Here is a 15,863-nt window from a genome sequence, read left to right as displayed (position 1 = left end):
CCTCATGAACCCATCCGGATATACCGGCCCCGGTGTGCCGACCAACGGTCGGCACCTACCTACAGCGAGCGGCTGATGGTGAAGCTGCCGAACACCGGCGCTTCGCGCTGGCCGTTGAACTCGCGCGTGCTGTGGTAACGCGCCGCAGCGAACTTCCAGCGTCCGTACATCACCGCCACGCCATAGCCGCCGTAGGCCACCACATGGCGCTTGTCCACACTGTGGCTGTTGTGGAACGTGTTGCCATCCAGCGTGATGTCACGGATCACCCAGGCGGCGTCCGAGGTCGCGAACAGGTGCCAGGACCAGCCATTGGGACGGCCGCCGCGGGTTGGTGCAGTGTTCTCACCGGCCGGGCGCAACGGCGTGCTGCCGAAGTCGTCCGGCAGCTTCCAGCCAAAGCGCACTTCACCGCCGAGATTGGCCTTGGTTTCCAGGTTGCCGATTGATCCGCCGTAGTGGCTGATGGCGTCCCAACCCCAGCCGTCGGCATTGACGCTGGCATCGCCCGGCCAGCGGCGCATGCGCTCATGGGTCAGCATGAACAGGGGCTCGTTGTGCAGCTGGTTGTCCCAGCCCTTGAATTTCTCGTCGCCCAGCACTTCGTGCACGGCATTCTGCACCTGCTTGCCCTGTGCCCACGGGCCAACCACGCCCAGCGTCAGCTGGGTGGTCTGCAGGCGGTCGCCGCTGCGCGCATTGAAACCGAAGTTTGCGATCAGTACGCCGGCGTAAGGGCGGTCGTCCTCGATCAGGTCCCTGCGGCTGAAATCGGTCGGGGTGAAGATGCCCTGGCCGATGCTGAAGATCATGTTCTGCTGTTCGAACTTGCCCGGATGCAGCCCTTCCAGGTACTGGTTCACCCAGCGGGCCATGCGTGGCAGGCAGGGGTCGTCGGTGTAATCGACCAGATTGGGCGAGACCAGGGTCAACAGTGCACCATTGGTATAGCCCTGGTCCTGGTGGCGGCCGCCGAACAGGTCGTTGTCAACGCGGAAATTGACCTGCGGAGGGTGGTCGCGCATCGCGTCCGGGCCACATTGTTCGGCCGCCTGGGCAGCGAGGGGGAGGGCAGCAGCCAGCAGGCCGGACAGCCCGAGGGCTGCAAGGCGGCGTTGGGAAGGGGGGCTCATGTGGAGGTTTTTTCTGTCTGTCGTTATATGCCGCGACACGGTACTCGTGCGGGCGTGATGGAACGAGCGCGTTCGAATCACTTGTCTGTTCCGAAAACGACATTGTCTCGTGAAGACAATCCTGCACTGTCCTGCGGCGCCCCAAGGGGCAACGGCCAATGCTGAACGGCCGTTCAGCTGCAACGCAGCGACTCACCGGTGCACTGTTTGACGTTGATGAATACTCTTGGGTTTGTTGGCCTGCGGCCCGATAATGGGGGCATGGAAATCAAGTCCGACAACCCCGACCACGGCTTCCAGTTCCCCGGCCAGTTCGAGCTCAGTGCCATGGGCCCGGCCAACCGCGGCCTGGAACATGAGCTTCCCCGCCTGCTGCTGGCTGCCGGCATCGATGTGGTGAATGAACGCATCAGCTGGAAGCATTCCTCCAACGGCAAGTACGTGTCGGTGCGCATCGTGTTCAAGGCCGAGAGCCGCGAACAGTACGACCTGGCGCACCAGGCACTGCGCGACCACCCGGAAGTGAAGTGGACGCTGTAGCCGACAGCTGCCCGGCCGAAGCCGCCCCGGAAGACCGCGCGCCGCGCCCGGCGCTGGTCCGCGACCTCGGCCGCCAGGCCTATGAACCGGTGTGGCGCGCCATGCAGCGCTTCACCGACCAGCGCAGCGAGGCCGACGCCGATGAGCTGTGGGTGGTCGAGCACGACCCGGTATTCACCCTGGGCCAGGCCGGCAAGGACGAGCATGTGCTGGCGCCGGGCGAGATCCCGGTGCTGCACGTGGACCGCGGCGGCCAGGTGACCTATCACGGTCCCGGCCAGCTGGTGGTCTATCCGCTGCTGCGCCTGCCACGGCTGGGCATCGGTGTGCGCGACTACGTGTGCCGCATCGAGCAGGCCATCATCGATACCCTGGCCGAGTGGAACATCGGCGCCGAACGCCGCGAGGGCGCCCCGGGCGTCTATGTCGGTGGCGCCAAGATCGCCGCGCTCGGCATCCGCGTGCGCCGCGGCTGTACCTTCCATGGCCTGGCCTTCAACGTGGCCATGGACCTGGAACCTTTCCACCGTATCAACCCCTGTGGCTATCAGGGGTTGCAGGTGACCTCGGTAGTAGACTTGGGCGGGCCCTCCGGGATGGAGGCCGTCAAGCCGGTGCTGCTGGACCACCTGGCCCGCCAGTTCGGCCTGCTGCTGCAGCCCACGCCCGAACTGCCTGATCTTTCTGCGGCCGCCTGACCGCCCCCCGGAACTGCCATGACTGAAACCACCGCCCGTTCCATTCCCCTGCAGATCGTGCAGGGCGACTCTCCGTCCGCCGCGCCGTTGCAGGCCGGGGTCAAGCAGCTGGGCGGTGACAAGATCAACCGCTCGCCGGTGCAGTTCGCCGATGCGCCGGTGCTGCGCAAGCCGTCCTGGATCCGCGTGCGCATTCCCTCGGGCAATGCGGTGCAGAACCTGAAGGCCAAGCTGCGCGAGAACCGCCTGGTGACGGTGTGCGAGGAAGCCAGCTGCCCGAACATCCACGAGTGCTTCGGCCACGGCACGGCAACGTTCATGATCCTCGGCGAGGTCTGCACCCGCCGCTGCTCGTTCTGCGACGTCGCCCACGGCCGCCCGAAGCCGCCGGATGCCAACGAACCGGCCAGCCTCGGCCAGACCGTGGCCGACATGGGCCTGAAATACGTGGTGGTGACCAGCGTCGACCGAGATGACCTGCGCGACGGCGGTGCCCAGCACTTCGTCGACTGCATCAGTGCCATCCGCGCGAAGTCGCCGGGCACCCGCATCGAAGTGCTGACCCCGGACTTCCGCGGCAAGGGCCGCATGGAGCGCGCGCTGGAGATTCTGGCGCAGAACCCGCCGGACGTGTTCAACCACAACATCGAAACCGTGCCGGACCTGTACCGCAACGTGCGCCCGGGTGCGGACTACCAGTGGTCGCTGAACCTGCTGAAGAACTTCAAGGCGCAGCACCCGGAGGTGCCGACCAAGAGCGGCATCATGCTGGGCCTGGGCGAAGAGTTCGAACAGATCAAGGCCACCATGCGCGACCTGCGCGCGCACGACGTGGACATGATCACCATCGGCCAGTACCTGCAGCCGACCGCGCATCACCACCCGGTGCTGAAGTACTGGACCCCCGAGGACTACAAGGCGCTGGAAGACTACGGCTACGAGCTGGGCTTCAGCCACGTGGCCTCCGGCCCGATGGTGCGCTCGTCGTACCACGCCGACGTGCAGGCCAAGGGCGCCGGCGTCCGGTAAGCGGTTGCGCGATGCGCGCTACCGCTTCCCACGCTGCGCTGCGCACACCGTGGGCCCCGGCTTACCACCACCCACACCCCCGCCGCTTCGCGGCCGCCCCCTGACTCAGGGGGCTTGCAACCCCATGCCCTCTGCAACCGGACAGACGGCGCCGCTGGGTGCGCCGCTCTTCAGCCATTCACAATTTGCTACACCGGCCCGGCTAGGCTGGTTTTCCACCGAGCGCGGCCGGGTGACAAACCCGGCAACTTTCGGCACTGTCGTGGTGTCTTAACACCCCGCAGTCTCCCCCTTGGCAAGGCGCCTTCGAGCACGTCAATGAAATTCAAAGCCCCCGCATTCCTGATGGCCCTGGCGCTGGTCGCGCCGCTGGCGCTGGCGGCCAAGGCCGATTCGCCGGCATTGCCCGCTGCGGCAACCGCCGATCAGGTGACCACCTCCAAGCTGGTGTACGGCCTGCTGTCCGACAGCCGCTACGCGTACCGCCCGCGTGCGCTGGACGAGGCCACCTCCAAGGACGTGTTCAAGCGCTACCTGGAGACGCTGGACGGCGGCAAGCAGTACTTCACCCAGGCCGACGTGGCGCGCTTCGCGCCGTTCGAAGCCAACATTTCCTCGGCCATCCGTGGCGGCGAGCTGGAGCCGGCGTTCCAGGTGTTCGCGGTCTACAAGCAGCGCGTCGGCGAACGTGTGGCCTACGCGCGCAAGCTGCTCAAGCAGGAGCCGGACTTCACCACCGACGAGCGCTTCGAATACGACCGCAAGAAGGTGCCGTGGGCAGCCAGCAGTGCAGAGCTGGATGAGCTGTGGCGCAAGTCGGTCAAGAACGACTGGCTGCGCCTGAAGCTGGCCGGCAAGAAGCCGGACGACATCCGCAAGACGCTGGACAAGCGCTACGCGACGCTGGAGAAGTCGGTCAATGAACTGAAGGGCGAAGACGTCTTCCAGTTCTTCATGAACTCGTACACCAGCGCCGTTGACCCGCACACGGATTACTTCACGCCGCGCACCGCCGAGAACTTCAACCAGGCGATGTCGCTGTCGCTGGAAGGCATTGGTGCGCAGCTGCAGCGCCAGGACGACGTGGTGGTGATCCGCGAGATCATCGCCGGTGGCCCGGCCGCAGTGGATGGCACGCTGAAGCCGGGTGACCGTATCGTCGGCGTCGGCCAGGGCAAGTCCGGCCTGGTCGAGGACGTGATCGGCTGGCGCATCGACGATGTCGTGGCCAAGATCCGCGGCGCCAAGGATACCCAGGTCAAGCTGGAGTTCATCCCGGCTGCTGAGGGCGCCGACGGCAAGCACCACACTCTGGTGCTGACCCGCCAGAAGGTGCGCCTGGCCGAACAGGCCGCCAAGGGCGAGACCATGACCATTCCGGCCGCCAATGGCGAGCCGGCGCGCAAGGTCGGCGTGATCAAGCTGCCGACCTTCTACCAGGACTTCGAAGGCCGTCGCCGCAACGCGGCCGACTACGCCTCGGCCACCCGCGACGTGGCCAAGCTGCTGGCCGGCTTCAAGAACGACAAGCTGGACGGCGTGGTGCTGGACCTGCGCAACAACGGTGGTGGTTCGCTGGATGAAGCCATTGAACTGACCGGTCTGTTCATCGAGCAGGGCCCGGTGGTGCAGGTGCGCGAGTCCGGTGGCCGCGTCACCGTCAACAGCGACCGCAACCAGGGCGTGGCATGGGATGGCCCGCTGGCAGTGCTGATCAACCGCGGTTCGGCCTCGGCTTCGGAAATCTTTGCCGGTGCCATCCAGGATTACGGCCGTGGCCTGGTGATCGGTGAGACCAGCTTCGGCAAGGGCACCGTGCAGAACATCGTCGACCTGGACCGTTGGCCGAGTGGCGAGACCCAGCGCTTCGGCCAGGTGAAGCTGACCATCGCCCAGTTCTTCCGCATCAGCGGCAGCAGCACCCAGCACAAGGGTGTGGTGCCGGACCTGGCCTTCCCGGCCAGCGTCGATGCCACCGAGTTCGGCGAGAGCACCTACGACAACGCGCTGCCGTGGACCCGCATCGCTGCCGTGCCGCACACCCAGTACGGCAACTTCGCGCCGCTGCTGCCGAAGCTGGAAACCCGCCATGACGCGCGCATCGCCGCCGACAAGGAATTCCAGTGGTGGAACGAGGACGTGCAGCAGTTCCGCACCGAGGCCGCGAAGAAGTACATCTCGCTCAACGAGGCCACCCGCCGCGCCGAGCGTGAGCGCCAGGACACCCAGCGCAAGGAGCGCCAGGCGATGCGCAAGGAGCTGGGCCTGGCCCTGGACCCGCTGGCCGATGACAGCAACGACGACGGCCTGACTGGCAACGAGCGCGACATCGTCAAGGATGCCGCCCGCGAGAAGGCTGCCGAGAAGCGTCCGGACCCGCTGCTGCGCGAGTCGGCCTCGATCCTGGCCGATGCGGTGAACCTGCTGGCCAATGACCGCCCGCTGTCGGCGCAGGTGCTGCCGCAGTCGACCGGCGCTGGTCGCTGGGCGGACTGAGCCGGCGACGGCATGTGATACCCGAGGGGCCGGTATTGCCGGCCCCTTTCTGTCTGGGGACCTCGTTCACGGTAGCGCCGGGCCATGCCCCGCGAGCGAAGTGCCACAAACGACTTAATCCCCTCCGTCCCCTTTTCTGTGCATGAACCGGCAGCAACGGGGTGGCTCGGTCACGCCGGTTTCAACCTGCCGCACACGGCCGCAGGGCTACCCTTGGCGGTACCGTCCTCGCAGGAGTACCCATGCGGGCCTCCCGTCTTTCCAGTGCTGCCGTGGCGCTCGCCAGCGCCCTGATCCTGTCGGCCTGTGGTGGCCGCGCCGCCGACAGTACGTTGCTGCGCGAATCCTTTGATTCCGGCGACACCTTCTCGCGTACCGTCGATGGCCGCCCCGGTGACGCCTGCGAGGCCGCGCGGCGCACCCTGCTCAGCCAGGGCTACGCCATCGCCCGCTCCGACGAAGCGCAGGTGGAAGGCAACAAGAACTTCCAGCCACGCGAGGACGACCACGAGCAGCTGGTGCTGCGCATCTCCTGCGCGCCGCGTGGCAGCCAGACGCTGGTGTTCGTCAGCGCGGTGCAGGACCGCTATGCGTTGAAGAAGAGCCCGACGTCGGCCAGCGTGGGCGTGGGTGCATTGGGCTCGGTGTCGCTGCCATTCGGCAGCAATGACGATTCGCTGGTGAAAGTGGCCAGCAGCACCGTCACCGATGCCGGGTTCTATCAGCGCTTCTTCCAGCGCCTGCAACAGTACCTGCCTGCGGATGCTGGCAAACCCGCACCGCCTGCGCTCGCGCCGCCCGAGCCTGCATCGTCCGAGCCCGCACCGGCCCGCAGCACGGATCAAGGGTGATCGTGCGCGGCACGTTGATGGGCGTGGCACTCCTGCTGATGCCCGCGCTGGGCATTGCGTCCGCAACGCCGGACTGCACGCAGGGCCTGCTGCAGCGGCTGGGATGGCGCTTTGACGGGGTCACGGCCGGTGCACCACAGGTGCACGGCGGCCCGGTGTGTACACGTGCCTCGCTGGCTGAAGCACAGGCGGCAGGCGATCTGCGCGTGGGGTGGCCGGCCGGAATGTCCCCCGCAGCACGCCAGGCGTTGCTGCAACAATTGCTGGACGATCCGGCCACGGTCTGCGCCTATGCCTTCGAACTGGGCGCGGCCACGCAACGTGCGGCTTCTGCACTGCAGCACAACCCCGCCTTCCGCTTCTCCGGCCCGCAGCTGGGCTGGATCGGCTTCGGCCTGCAGGGCCCACGCGCGCAAGGCTGGCAGCGCACACGCAGTTTCGGTCGTGGCTTCGTGCCGAGCGCGGGTAACAGTCATGCACTGGAGGCGTTCTACAGCGGTGCCGTGCGTGCCGAATGCGGGGTCGGCCGCCAGGTCGCGCAGTTGGCCACGCAACGAGAGCTGTATGGCGATGCCGCGTTCGATGCTGAGTTCGCTGCGGATGAACTGTCGATCGGCACCTTCCTCGCCCTGCACGATACCGACAGCATCCTGCTCGGCGCGCATGCCGGCGATTTCTTCGCCGACGGCAAGGCGGTGCGCACCTCGGCGATGGGGCGGCAGGCCTTCGTTGGCGTGCCCGGTTTCATCGAGCACGTGTACGACAAAAGCACGCTGGACGACCTGAGCAACCAGGCCGAGAACTTCGTCGTGGTCGAGGTGGGCGAGGGCGCCGCGCAGGCACTGGCTGCGCATGGCGGACTGGCCTGGTACGACCAGCGCAATGTCGAACTCTGGAAACTCGCGCAGGGCATCCCGCGCATCGGCCAGCGCTACTTCGAGCGCCTGTTGTTCGAGCGTGATCCCAACCTTCGTGCACGGCTGGAACCGCGCTACCACGACACGCTGGCACGCATGGACCAGCTGCTGGACGATCCGTTCTACCAGCAGTTCGTGATCTATGTGCATCCACGCGGTATACGTCCCATCGGCTACCACATCGCCCGCCTGCTCGATCGCAACCCGCGAACGCCGTTTTCGATCGACCTGGCGGTGCACAATCTGCATACCACGCTCTACCGGCGTTGGCGCGAGGCGCAGCTGCGCCACTGCGCGGCTACCGGCAGGCCAGGCAGCCTGACCCTAGACCCCAACTGAAGGTGAAACAATGGATATTGCAATGATCGGCCTCGGCCGCATGGGCGCCAACATGGCCCAGCGCCTGCATCGCGGCGGCCACCGCGTGGTCGGCTACGACCCGGGCGAGGGTGCCCGCCAGCGCGCTGCCGAGGCCGGCCTGGAAGTGGTTGATTCGCTGGCCGCCGCGGTTGCCGCGCTGCCGGTGCCGCGCGTGGTGTGGCTGATGGTGCCGGCCGGCGAAACCGTCGACCAGACCTTGGGCCAGCTGACCCCGCACCTGGCCGAGGGTGACATCGTCATCGATGGCGGCAACTCCAACTACCAGGACTCGATCCGCCGCGCCAAGGCCCTGGCCGAAGACGATCTGGGCTACGTCGACTGCGGCACCAGTGGTGGCGTGTGGGGCCTGCAGGAGGGCTACAGCCTGATGGTCGGTGGCGAAGCGTCGGTGGTGGAGCAGATCGCACCGCTGCTGCGCACGCTGGCACCGGCCGAAGATCGTGGCTGGGGTCGTGTCGGCCCGTCCGGCGCTGGCCACTTCACCAAGATGGTCCACAACGGCATCGAGTACGGAATGATGCAGGCCTACGCCGAAGGCTTCGCGCTGATGGAGCGCAAGCAGGAAATGGAACTGGACCTGGCCCAGGTCGCCGAAGTCTGGCGCCACGGCAGCGTGGTGCGTTCGTGGCTGCTGGACCTGAGCACTGAAGCCCTCAAGCGCAATCCGTCGCTGGATGGCATCGCCCCGTACGTGGAGGATTCCGGCGAAGGCCGCTGGACCGTGGCCGAAGCGATCGCGCTCGATGTGCCGGCACCGGTGATCACCCTGTCGCTGCTGGAACGCCTGCGCTCGCGCGAATCGAATTCGTTCACGGACCGCCTGCTGTCAGCGATGCGCAACGAGTTCGGCGGCCACGCCATCAAGAAATCGTAAGCACCGCGGTGGGGTCGGAGCCCTTCGGCGTTGCCGAAGGGCTCCGACCCCATGAAGCCAGTCGAGCATGGCTCGACTCTACAAAAGCCGTCTCCGATGGTTTCCACGTCGATGTGTCGACCAAGGTCGACACCTACCGTCGGGCGCGGGAATCTGTCGAAGGCGGGGTGGGTCCGGTTGCGGGGGCGTGAGCGCCATGGATGGCGCGACCGAGCCTACAGGGACGTATTTACGGCGTCCCCCGCAACCGGACCCACCCCGCCATCACACGGATAGCTTGCCTTTGACGTTGACGTTGCCGTCGATTCGGCAGGTGCAGGGCGCAGCCCTGCCGGTCACCCCAACTGAACCCGCCGCCCTTCGCGCGCGCTGTCCATGCCGGCCTGCAGCAACCGCATCAGCTGCAGTGCCTGCACCGGGCTGACCGTCGGCTCGCCATCACCGTGCATCGCCGCCGCGAACTGCGAATACAGCCGCCGGTAGTCGCCCGGCAGGTTGTCCACGGTACTGCGCTGCACATTGTCCTCAGCATCGCAGCGCACCAGCTCGCCGTGCCGTGGGTCGATGCCCCAGCCTGGCGCCCCTGGCGCAACACCGCGCCGCAGCTGTGCCTCCTGCACGTCCAGCCCATGCTTGATCCAGCTGCCACGACTGCCATGCACACTGAAGTGCGGCGTGGGGGCCGCCACCAGCGAACCGGCATGCACGATCGCGCGATGCCTCGGGTAGTGCAGTACCGCGTGGAAGTAATCGATGCCGCTGCCACCTTCGCGTTGCACGGCCAGATCGGCATCGATGGCCTCGGGCCAGCCGAACAGCACCAGCATCTGGTCCAGCAGGTGCGGTCCGAGGTCGTACCACAGGCCGCTGCCCGGTCCGTCCTGCTCGCGCCAGCGGTCGCGCACCTGCGGCCGGTAGCGGTCGAAGTGCGCATGGCACTCGGCCACGTCACCGAGCGCGCCTTCGGCCAGCAGCGCCTGCAGGGTGAGGAAGTCGGCATCGAAGCGCCGGTTCTGGAACACGGTCGCGATGCGTCCGGCATCACGTGCCGCAGCCAGCACCGCTTCGGCTTCAGCGACATCCAGCGCGAACGGCTTGTCGACCAGCACGTGCTTGCCCGCGGCCAATGCCGCGATCGCCAGCGGTGCGTGTTGTGCGTTCGGAGTGGCGATCACCACCGCGTCCACCGCCGGGTCGTCGAACACCTCCTGCGGCGTGGCGCGCACGTGCACGTCGCTGAACGCGCGCAGCAACGTGTCGCGCTGCGAACTGACGATGCTGTGCAGCACCAGCCCGGGCGTGTGCTGGATCAGCGGCGCATGGAAGACGCGGCCGGCGAGGCCGTAGCCGATCAGGGCCAGTTGCAGGTCGGGGCGCATGAGACGGCTCCGGCAATGGGAAGGGCAGGGTAAACGACACCTGCTTACAGGCCAAAACTGAACCGTTGCCGTTGGAATCGCCTCGATTCACAGCGGCATGACCGCAACGCCACGCCTGCTCTACGGCGGCTTGTCCAGACTGGCAGCACATCCCGAAGGAGTACGACACGATGAGCAATACCACCCGCACGCTGATTGCTTCCGCCCTGACCCTGGGCCTGGCGCTGTCCTCCTCGGCTGCATTCGCCAAGGACCCGGCCGCGAAGAGCCCGCCGACCAGCACCCATCCGGCAACCCATGCTGATCGCCATGACTCCAACGAGCCGGTGACTGATACCTGGATCACCACCAAGGTGAAGGCCGATCTGCTGGCCAGCAGCAACGTTCCGGGCACTGAAATCAAGGTGGAAACCGTGAACGGCGTGGTCAGCCTGAGTGGTGCCGTGGCCACCCAGGCCGAGAAGGACAAGGCGGTCACCACCGCCAAGGGCATCAAGGGCGTGACCCGCGTCGATGCCGCTGCATTGAAGGTCAGCGCTGCTGCCAAGCGCTGACCCCGGAGGGCGCCCCGCATGGGGCGCCCGCTGCCTGGGTAGAGTCGAGCTTGCTCGACTGCCCTTTGGGTTGCAGCCGAGCACGTCCCGGCTCTACCGTGGGTTTCCGCAACCCGTTCAGCCAACCAGGCGGGAAACTCCAGAGTTGTGACCGCCTGCGCTATATTGCCCGTTCCGCCGCAGCCGGGCCGGTATCGGCCTACGCTCCGCGGCTGTGCTGACGAGGAACTATGGCGCTGGTTTTCAGTGATGACATCTGGGACCGTTGGCGGTTGCCGGCCTTGGCGCTGGCTGCTGCCGCGATCATCGTGGTGCCGTGGTTGACCCTGCGCCAACTGCAGCAGGACAGCGAAGATGCGATGGCCTGGGTCAATCATACCCAGGCCGTGGGTGTGGCCCTGCAGCAGCTGCAGGCCGATGTACGCGATGTCGAATCGGCTGCGCTGACCCTGTCCAAGGGTGTGGATGCGCCTGGCCTGCGCGAGCGCATGGCCAAAGCCAATGACCTTCCCGGTCGCCTGGCTGAACTGGGCCGGATGACCCGTGACAATCCTGAGCAGCTGATCCGCATCGGCCGTATCGAGTCGATGCTGGAAGGGCGCATGGCGCTTGCCCGCGAACTGGCAAAGTCCGAACCCAACAGTGATCAGCGCGAGCTGGTGCAGGACCTGAGCACGCGCTATCCGATCCGTGGCCTGGTGGAGGAACTGCAGGCGAGCGAGCAGAAGCTGCTGACACAGCGCGCCGAGCAGGCCGCACGCCAGCGCAAGCAGACCGAGTTGGTGTCGTGGAGTTCGCTGGTGATCCAGCTGGCGCTGCTTGGCCTGGTGCTGTGGCTGCTGCAGCGGCAGATCGGTCGCCGCCTGCATGCCGAACGACAGTCGCTGCGTTCGGCCGCGCGTGCAGCCTCGGTGCTGCAGACCGTGCGTGAGCCGATCGTGCTGCTCGACCGCGACCTGCGTGTGCAGCTGCACAACCCTGCCTTCGCCGAGCTGTACGGGCTGCAGGATGAACGCGCCGATGGCCTGTTGCTGGACACTGTCGGTGACGGTGCATGGAAAGACCCCGTGATGCGCCAGCGACTGTCCGATGTGCTGTTGCGCGGCCGCGAACTGTGGGACTTCGAGCATGAACAGCGCGCCGCCGATGGCATGGTGCGCTACATGCTGCTCAACGCGCGGCGCATGCCGCTGCCGGACACCGACGACGAAGTGGTGTTGCTCACGGTCAGCGACGTCACCGTGCAGCGTGCCGTGCAGCTGCGGGTGGAGGAACTGAACCGCCAGCTGGAAGGCAAGGTTGCGCAGGTGTCCGAGGTCAACAGGGAACTGGAAGCCTTCAGCTACTCGGTGTCGCACGACCTGCGTGCACCACTGCGCCACGTGGCCGGTTTCTCCGACAAGCTGTCGCGCCACCTGGGCGACGCCGCCGATGACAAGAGCCGCCATTACCTGGAGGTGATCTCCAGTTCGGCGCGGCGCATGGCGGCACTGATCGACGACCTGCTGGTCTACTCGCGGCTGGGCCGTGCGGCAATGCGCCAGCAGGCGGTGGACATGCAGTCGCTGGTGGCCGATACCCGCGCCATGCTCGATTCCAACCTGCAGGCCGAAGCCGAGAACAGCGGCCATGCGCACCACGTGGAGTGGAGCATCGCGCCGCTGCCGATCGTGGTGGGCGATGAGAACATGATCCGCCAGGTCTGGCTGAACCTGCTCGGCAACGCGGTGAAGTACTCGGGCAACCGCGAACCAGCGAAGATCCGCGTGGACTACCAGCCGCAGCCTGACGGCGGTCATCAGTTCACGGTCAGCGACAATGGTGCAGGCTTTGACATGGCCTACGCCGGCAAGCTGTTTGGTGTCTTCCAGCGCCTGCACAAGGCCAGCGACTACCCGGGTACCGGCATCGGCCTGGCCAGCGTGCGCCGCGTGCTGACCCGCCATGGCGGCCGTATCTGGGCCGAGGCCGAACCGGACGTCGGCGCCACCTTCCACTTCTACCTGCCTCCCGCGATCGACGCGGACAAACAAGGGCCTTCTGCATGACCACTCTGCGCACCATTCTTCTCGCCGAAGACAGCCCGGCTGATGCCGAAATGGCGATCGACGCCCTGGAAGAGGCGCGTCTGGCCAACCCCATCGTGCACGTCGAGGATGGCGTGGAAGTGATGGACTACCTGTTGCGCCGTGGTGCCTTCGCCAACCGCGAGGAAGGCCTGCCGGCGGTGCTGCTGCTGGACATCAAGATGCCGCGCATGGATGGCCTGGAGGTGCTGCGGCAGATCCGCGAGCACGAAGAGCTCAAGCGCCTGCCGGTGGTGATCCTGTCGTCCTCGCGCGAGGAAAGCGACCTGGCCCGCAGCTGGGACATGGGCGTGAACGCCTATGTGGTCAAGCCGGTGGACGTGGACCAGTTCTTCGGCGCGGTGCAGACCCTGGGCAAGTTCTGGGCGTTGATCAACCAGGCACCGGAACTCGAGTGAGCCCATGCCCCTGACCGGTCCCGCCCTTGGGGCGCTGCGCATCCTGCTGGTGGAGGACTCACCGGAAGATGCCGAGCTGATGTCCGAACAGATGCTCGACGCGGGCCTGGAGGCCCGTTTCGAGCGCGTCGAAAGCGAGGCCGAACTGCGCCAGGCACTGGTCGCGTTCCAGCCGGACATCGTGCTGTCCGACCTGAGCATGCCGGGGTTCTCCGGTGATGACGCGCTGCGCATCGTGCGCGAGACCTCACCGGAAGTGCCCTTCATCTTCGTCTCTGGCACCATGGGTGAGGAGAATGCGGTGGCGGCGCTGCAGAAGGGCGCCAACGATTACATCATCAAGCACCTGCCGGCGCGCCTGCCGTCGGCGGTGGCGCGTGCGATCCGCGATGCACGCAGCGCCATAGAGCGCGCACGGGTGGAAACCGAACTGATGCGCGCGCAGCGCCTGGAAAGCCTGTCGCTGCTTGCCGCCGGCCTCAGCCACGACCTGCGCAACATCCTGCAGCCGCTGCTGATCATGCCGGACCTGCTGAAGGCACGCACCGAGGATCCGCAGCTGCACCACCTGGCCGACGTCATCGCCGAGTGCGGCCGCCGTGGCCACGAGATGGCCGAGTCGATGCTGTCGTTCGTGCGCGGCTCGCGCAAGCCGAGCGAGCGCATCGAGATCGATGGCCTGTTCGATGCGGTGGCGCTGCTGTTGCGCAGCAACGTGCCCGATGCGGTGCGCCTGGAGTTGCAGGTGCAGGACGAAGGTCTGGTGGTCGACGCCAACTACACCGAGCTGCAGCAGGTGATGCTGAACCTGGCGCTCAACGCGATTCAGGCGATGCCCAACGGCGGGCGCCTGAGCCTGACTGCCAGCCATGCCGGCGAGCGCGATGGCGTGGACTGGATGCAGATCTGCGTGGCCGATGAAGGCATCGGCATGGATGCGGACACGCTGTCGCACCTGTTCAATCCGTTCTTCACCACCAAGGCCGATGGCACCGGCCTGGGGCTGATTTCCTGCAAGCGCATCGTTGAAGGCGCCGGTGGCAGCATCCACGTCAACAGCCAGCCGGGGCAGGGCACCTGCTTCGAGCTGCGCCTGCCGATGCATGAGGCCATCGATGGCAGCGAGCCGATCGAGCAGCTGGTGGCGCTGGGCAGTGGCCAGTCGATCCTGGTGGTTGACGGCGAAGCCACGCGCCTGTCGCTGCTCGGTAATGCGCTGTCCAGCCAGGGCTATCAGCTGCAGCTGGCATCCGATGGTCCGGCGGCGCTGCGCTGGATGCAGCAGGAGGCGTTGCCGGCGCTGGTGATTGCCGATGCCGGCTCCAAACTGCTGCCGGCCAGCCAGCTGCTGGGCGAGATGGCCACGCTTGGCTACCGCGGTCCGGCGCTGGTGCTGGAGGACCCGGCGGTGCCAGTCGCGGCGGACGCGTTCCCGGCCGGTGTGGAGGTGCATGTGCTGCACAAGCCGCTGCAGATGCAGCAGGTCTTCCGCGCGGTGGCTGAAGCGCTGGGCTGATGCCGCGGTGGTGCCGGCCGCTGGCCGGCATCGCCGTGCGATGGGATCACTGCGGTTGCCGGCCAGCGGCCGGCACTACCGGTCCCCGGTTTCCCTGGAGATGCGTGGCTGGTATTGGCCGCTGCCGATGCAGCAGGTGTTCCGCGCGGTGGCTGAAGCGCTGGGCTGATGCCCCGGTAGTGCCGGCCGCTGGCCGGCATTCCCGTGCGGTGGGATCACTGCGGTTGCCGGCCAGCGGCCGGCACTACCGGTCCAGGGTTTCCCACGGGAAGCGCGGCAGCGCGTCCACCGCCTGTTCCAGCCGCCGCGACCAGTTCTGGTGAATATCGGCATACAACGCCGAATCCGCGCCCAGCCGCAGCTGCTGGCCGATGCGCAGTTCGCCGTCGCGCAGCAGCGCCAGATCGATCGGCAGGCCCACCGACAGGTTGGAACGGATGGTGGAGTCCAGCGAGACGATCGCCGTACGCGCGGCATCCTCCAGGTGTGTGGCCGGACTGAGGATGCGATCGAGGATCGGCTTGCCGTACTTGGACTCACCGATCTGCAGGTAGGGCGTTTCCGGCGAAGCAGCGATGGCGTTGCCGAGCGGGTAGATCATGTACAGCCCGGGCCGCTCGCCGGCGATCTGGCCGCCGAAGATCAGCGTGGCCTGGGTGTTGACCCCGTCATGGCCGTGTTCGCTGTGGCTGCTGAGCACCTGGCTGTCCACCAGCAGCTGGCCGACGTACTCGGCGGCTTCGAACAGATGGGCCATGTCGCGCAGGTTGGGCGTGCGCCGTTCGCCGGCATCGCGCCCCAGGCGCGACACCAGCAGCTGGGTGGTGGCCAGGTTGCCAGCCGCCATCAGCACGTAGGCTGCCTGGCCGGGGTACTCGAACACGTGCAGCTTGCGGTGCACGCGCACATCGTCCAGCGAGGCATTGGTCCGGGTGTCGGCGGCGAAGACCAGGCCCTCGTCCACCTCGATTCCAACGCAATAGGTCATGTCGGTGCCCTATCATGTGCGT

The 15,863-nt window shown here is 66.8% G+C and carries 15 protein-coding genes; 12 read left to right on the top strand and 3 right to left on the bottom strand.

Annotated elements, in window-relative coordinates; genetic code table 11:
* Nucleotides 1–59: 59 nt before the first annotated feature.
* Nucleotides 60–1,133, bottom strand: a complete 1,074-nt coding sequence (locus ACZK33_RS20080) for a lipid A deacylase LpxR family protein (RefSeq protein ID WP_423175284.1) — start codon at nucleotides 1,131–1,133, stop codon at nucleotides 60–62.
* Between the two features lie 261 nt (nucleotides 1,134–1,394).
* Between ACZK33_RS20080 and ACZK33_RS20075 the strand changes: the two genes are divergently transcribed.
* The 7 genes from ACZK33_RS20075 to gnd all read left to right on the top strand — a co-directional run bounded on the left by ACZK33_RS20075 (nucleotide 1,395) and on the right by gnd (nucleotide 8,919).
* The gene (locus ACZK33_RS20075) at nucleotides 1,395–1,673 is read left to right on the top strand and encodes a YbeD family protein (RefSeq protein WP_005411067.1); all 279 of its coding nucleotides are present in this window, start codon (nucleotides 1,395–1,397) and stop codon (nucleotides 1,671–1,673) included.
* Nucleotides 1,661–2,371, top strand: coding sequence for a lipoyl(octanoyl) transferase LipB (gene lipB, locus ACZK33_RS20070; RefSeq protein WP_032130311.1), 711 nt, complete (start codon nucleotides 1,661–1,663; stop codon nucleotides 2,369–2,371). Before ACZK33_RS20075 ends, lipB begins: the two co-directional genes overlap by 13 nt.
* 18 nt (nucleotides 2,372–2,389) lie before the next feature.
* A complete protein-coding gene (gene lipA / locus ACZK33_RS20065; protein ID WP_153854539.1) occupies nucleotides 2,390–3,400 on the top strand; it encodes a lipoyl synthase in 1,011 nt (336 codons plus the stop codon).
* Between the two features lie 318 nt (nucleotides 3,401–3,718).
* Entirely contained in the window at nucleotides 3,719–5,896 is a 2,178-nt protein-coding gene (locus tag ACZK33_RS20060) for a carboxy terminal-processing peptidase (protein ID WP_032130309.1), read from the top strand.
* Nucleotides 5,897–6,138: 242 nt separating this feature from the next.
* Entirely contained in the window at nucleotides 6,139–6,747 is a 609-nt protein-coding gene (locus ACZK33_RS20055; RefSeq protein WP_032130308.1) for a DUF2242 domain-containing protein, read from the top strand.
* 17 nt (nucleotides 6,748–6,764) lie between these two features.
* Entirely contained in the window at nucleotides 6,765–8,003 is a 1,239-nt protein-coding gene (locus tag ACZK33_RS20050) for a hypothetical protein (RefSeq protein ID WP_423175298.1), read from the top strand.
* Nucleotides 8,004–8,013: 10 nt separating this feature from the next.
* Nucleotides 8,014–8,919 carry a phosphogluconate dehydrogenase (NAD(+)-dependent, decarboxylating) gene (gene gnd / locus ACZK33_RS20045; RefSeq protein WP_014648435.1) on the top strand — a complete coding sequence of 302 codons (906 nt, stop codon included), beginning with the start codon at nucleotides 8,014–8,016 and terminating at the stop codon, nucleotides 8,917–8,919.
* A gap of 335 nt (nucleotides 8,920–9,254) precedes the next feature.
* Here the strand turns inward: gnd and ACZK33_RS20040 are convergent, their stop codons facing one another.
* Nucleotides 9,255–10,298 (bottom strand): oxidoreductase, encoded by a 1,044-nt coding sequence (locus ACZK33_RS20040; RefSeq protein WP_032130517.1) that lies wholly within the window; start codon nucleotides 10,296–10,298, stop codon nucleotides 9,255–9,257.
* 170 nt (nucleotides 10,299–10,468) lie between these two features.
* Between ACZK33_RS20040 and ACZK33_RS20035 the strand changes: the two genes are divergently transcribed.
* The 5 genes from ACZK33_RS20035 to ACZK33_RS20015 all read left to right on the top strand — a co-directional run bounded on the left by ACZK33_RS20035 (nucleotide 10,469) and on the right by ACZK33_RS20015 (nucleotide 15,022).
* Entirely contained in the window at nucleotides 10,469–10,852 is a 384-nt protein-coding gene (locus ACZK33_RS20035; protein ID WP_006470382.1) for a BON domain-containing protein, read from the top strand.
* A gap of 230 nt (nucleotides 10,853–11,082) precedes the next feature.
* Nucleotides 11,083–12,900 carry a sensor histidine kinase gene (locus tag ACZK33_RS20030; protein WP_032130516.1) on the top strand — a complete coding sequence of 606 codons (1,818 nt, stop codon included), beginning with the start codon at nucleotides 11,083–11,085 and terminating at the stop codon, nucleotides 12,898–12,900.
* The gene (locus ACZK33_RS20025; protein WP_005411057.1) at nucleotides 12,897–13,337 is read left to right on the top strand and encodes a response regulator; all 441 of its coding nucleotides are present in this window, start codon (nucleotides 12,897–12,899) and stop codon (nucleotides 13,335–13,337) included. Before ACZK33_RS20030 ends, ACZK33_RS20025 begins: the two co-directional genes overlap by 4 nt.
* Before the next feature lie 4 nt (nucleotides 13,338–13,341).
* On the top strand, nucleotides 13,342–14,853 hold the full coding sequence (locus ACZK33_RS20020) for a hybrid sensor histidine kinase/response regulator (RefSeq protein WP_100437669.1): 1,512 nt from the start codon (nucleotides 13,342–13,344) through the stop codon (nucleotides 14,851–14,853).
* A gap of 40 nt (nucleotides 14,854–14,893) precedes the next feature.
* Complete coding sequence (locus tag ACZK33_RS20015) at nucleotides 14,894–15,022, top strand: hypothetical protein (protein WP_262975182.1); 129 nt, start codon at nucleotides 14,894–14,896, stop codon at nucleotides 15,020–15,022.
* 75 nt (nucleotides 15,023–15,097) lie between these two features.
* Here ACZK33_RS20015 and ACZK33_RS20010 read toward each other — a convergent pair whose 3' ends face one another.
* Entirely contained in the window at nucleotides 15,098–15,841 is a 744-nt protein-coding gene (locus ACZK33_RS20010; RefSeq protein ID WP_423175285.1) for a proteasome-type protease, read from the bottom strand.
* Nucleotides 15,842–15,863 lie beyond the last annotated feature (22 nt).

The sequence above is a fragment of the Stenotrophomonas sp. 86156_Sma genome (genome assembly GCF_056481625.1).
The sequence above is the reverse complement of the archived record's forward strand: the minus strand, read 5'-3'. Positions and strand labels throughout refer to the sequence as shown.

What these genes read in the sequence shown, in the direction of transcription:
- ACZK33_RS20010 (WP_423175285.1), bottom strand. Translation starts at nt 15,841, where the DNA reads ATGACCTATTGCGTTGGAATCGAGGTGGACGAGGGCCTGGTCTTCGCC.
- gnd (WP_014648435.1), top strand. Translation starts at nt 8,014, where the DNA reads ATGGATATTGCAATGATCGGCCTCGGCCGCATGGGCGCCAACATGGCC.
- ACZK33_RS20035 (WP_006470382.1), top strand. Translation starts at nt 10,469, where the DNA reads ATGAGCAATACCACCCGCACGCTGATTGCTTCCGCCCTGACCCTGGGC.
- ACZK33_RS20030 (WP_032130516.1), top strand. Translation starts at nt 11,083, where the DNA reads ATGGCGCTGGTTTTCAGTGATGACATCTGGGACCGTTGGCGGTTGCCG.
- ACZK33_RS20060 (WP_032130309.1), top strand. Translation starts at nt 3,719, where the DNA reads ATGAAATTCAAAGCCCCCGCATTCCTGATGGCCCTGGCGCTGGTCGCG.
- ACZK33_RS20075 (WP_005411067.1), top strand. Translation starts at nt 1,395, where the DNA reads ATGGAAATCAAGTCCGACAACCCCGACCACGGCTTCCAGTTCCCCGGC.
- lipA (WP_153854539.1), top strand. Translation starts at nt 2,390, where the DNA reads ATGACTGAAACCACCGCCCGTTCCATTCCCCTGCAGATCGTGCAGGGC.
- ACZK33_RS20055 (WP_032130308.1), top strand. Translation starts at nt 6,139, where the DNA reads ATGCGGGCCTCCCGTCTTTCCAGTGCTGCCGTGGCGCTCGCCAGCGCC.
- ACZK33_RS20050 (WP_423175298.1), top strand. Translation starts at nt 6,765, where the DNA reads ATGGGCGTGGCACTCCTGCTGATGCCCGCGCTGGGCATTGCGTCCGCA.
- ACZK33_RS20040 (WP_032130517.1), bottom strand. Translation starts at nt 10,298, where the DNA reads ATGCGCCCCGACCTGCAACTGGCCCTGATCGGCTACGGCCTCGCCGGC.
- ACZK33_RS20020 (WP_100437669.1), top strand. Translation starts at nt 13,342, where the DNA reads ATGCCCCTGACCGGTCCCGCCCTTGGGGCGCTGCGCATCCTGCTGGTG.
- ACZK33_RS20080 (WP_423175284.1), bottom strand. Translation starts at nt 1,133, where the DNA reads ATGAGCCCCCCTTCCCAACGCCGCCTTGCAGCCCTCGGGCTGTCCGGC.
- ACZK33_RS20015 (WP_262975182.1), top strand. Translation starts at nt 14,894, where the DNA reads ATGGGATCACTGCGGTTGCCGGCCAGCGGCCGGCACTACCGGTCCCCG.
- ACZK33_RS20025 (WP_005411057.1), top strand. Translation starts at nt 12,897, where the DNA reads ATGACCACTCTGCGCACCATTCTTCTCGCCGAAGACAGCCCGGCTGAT.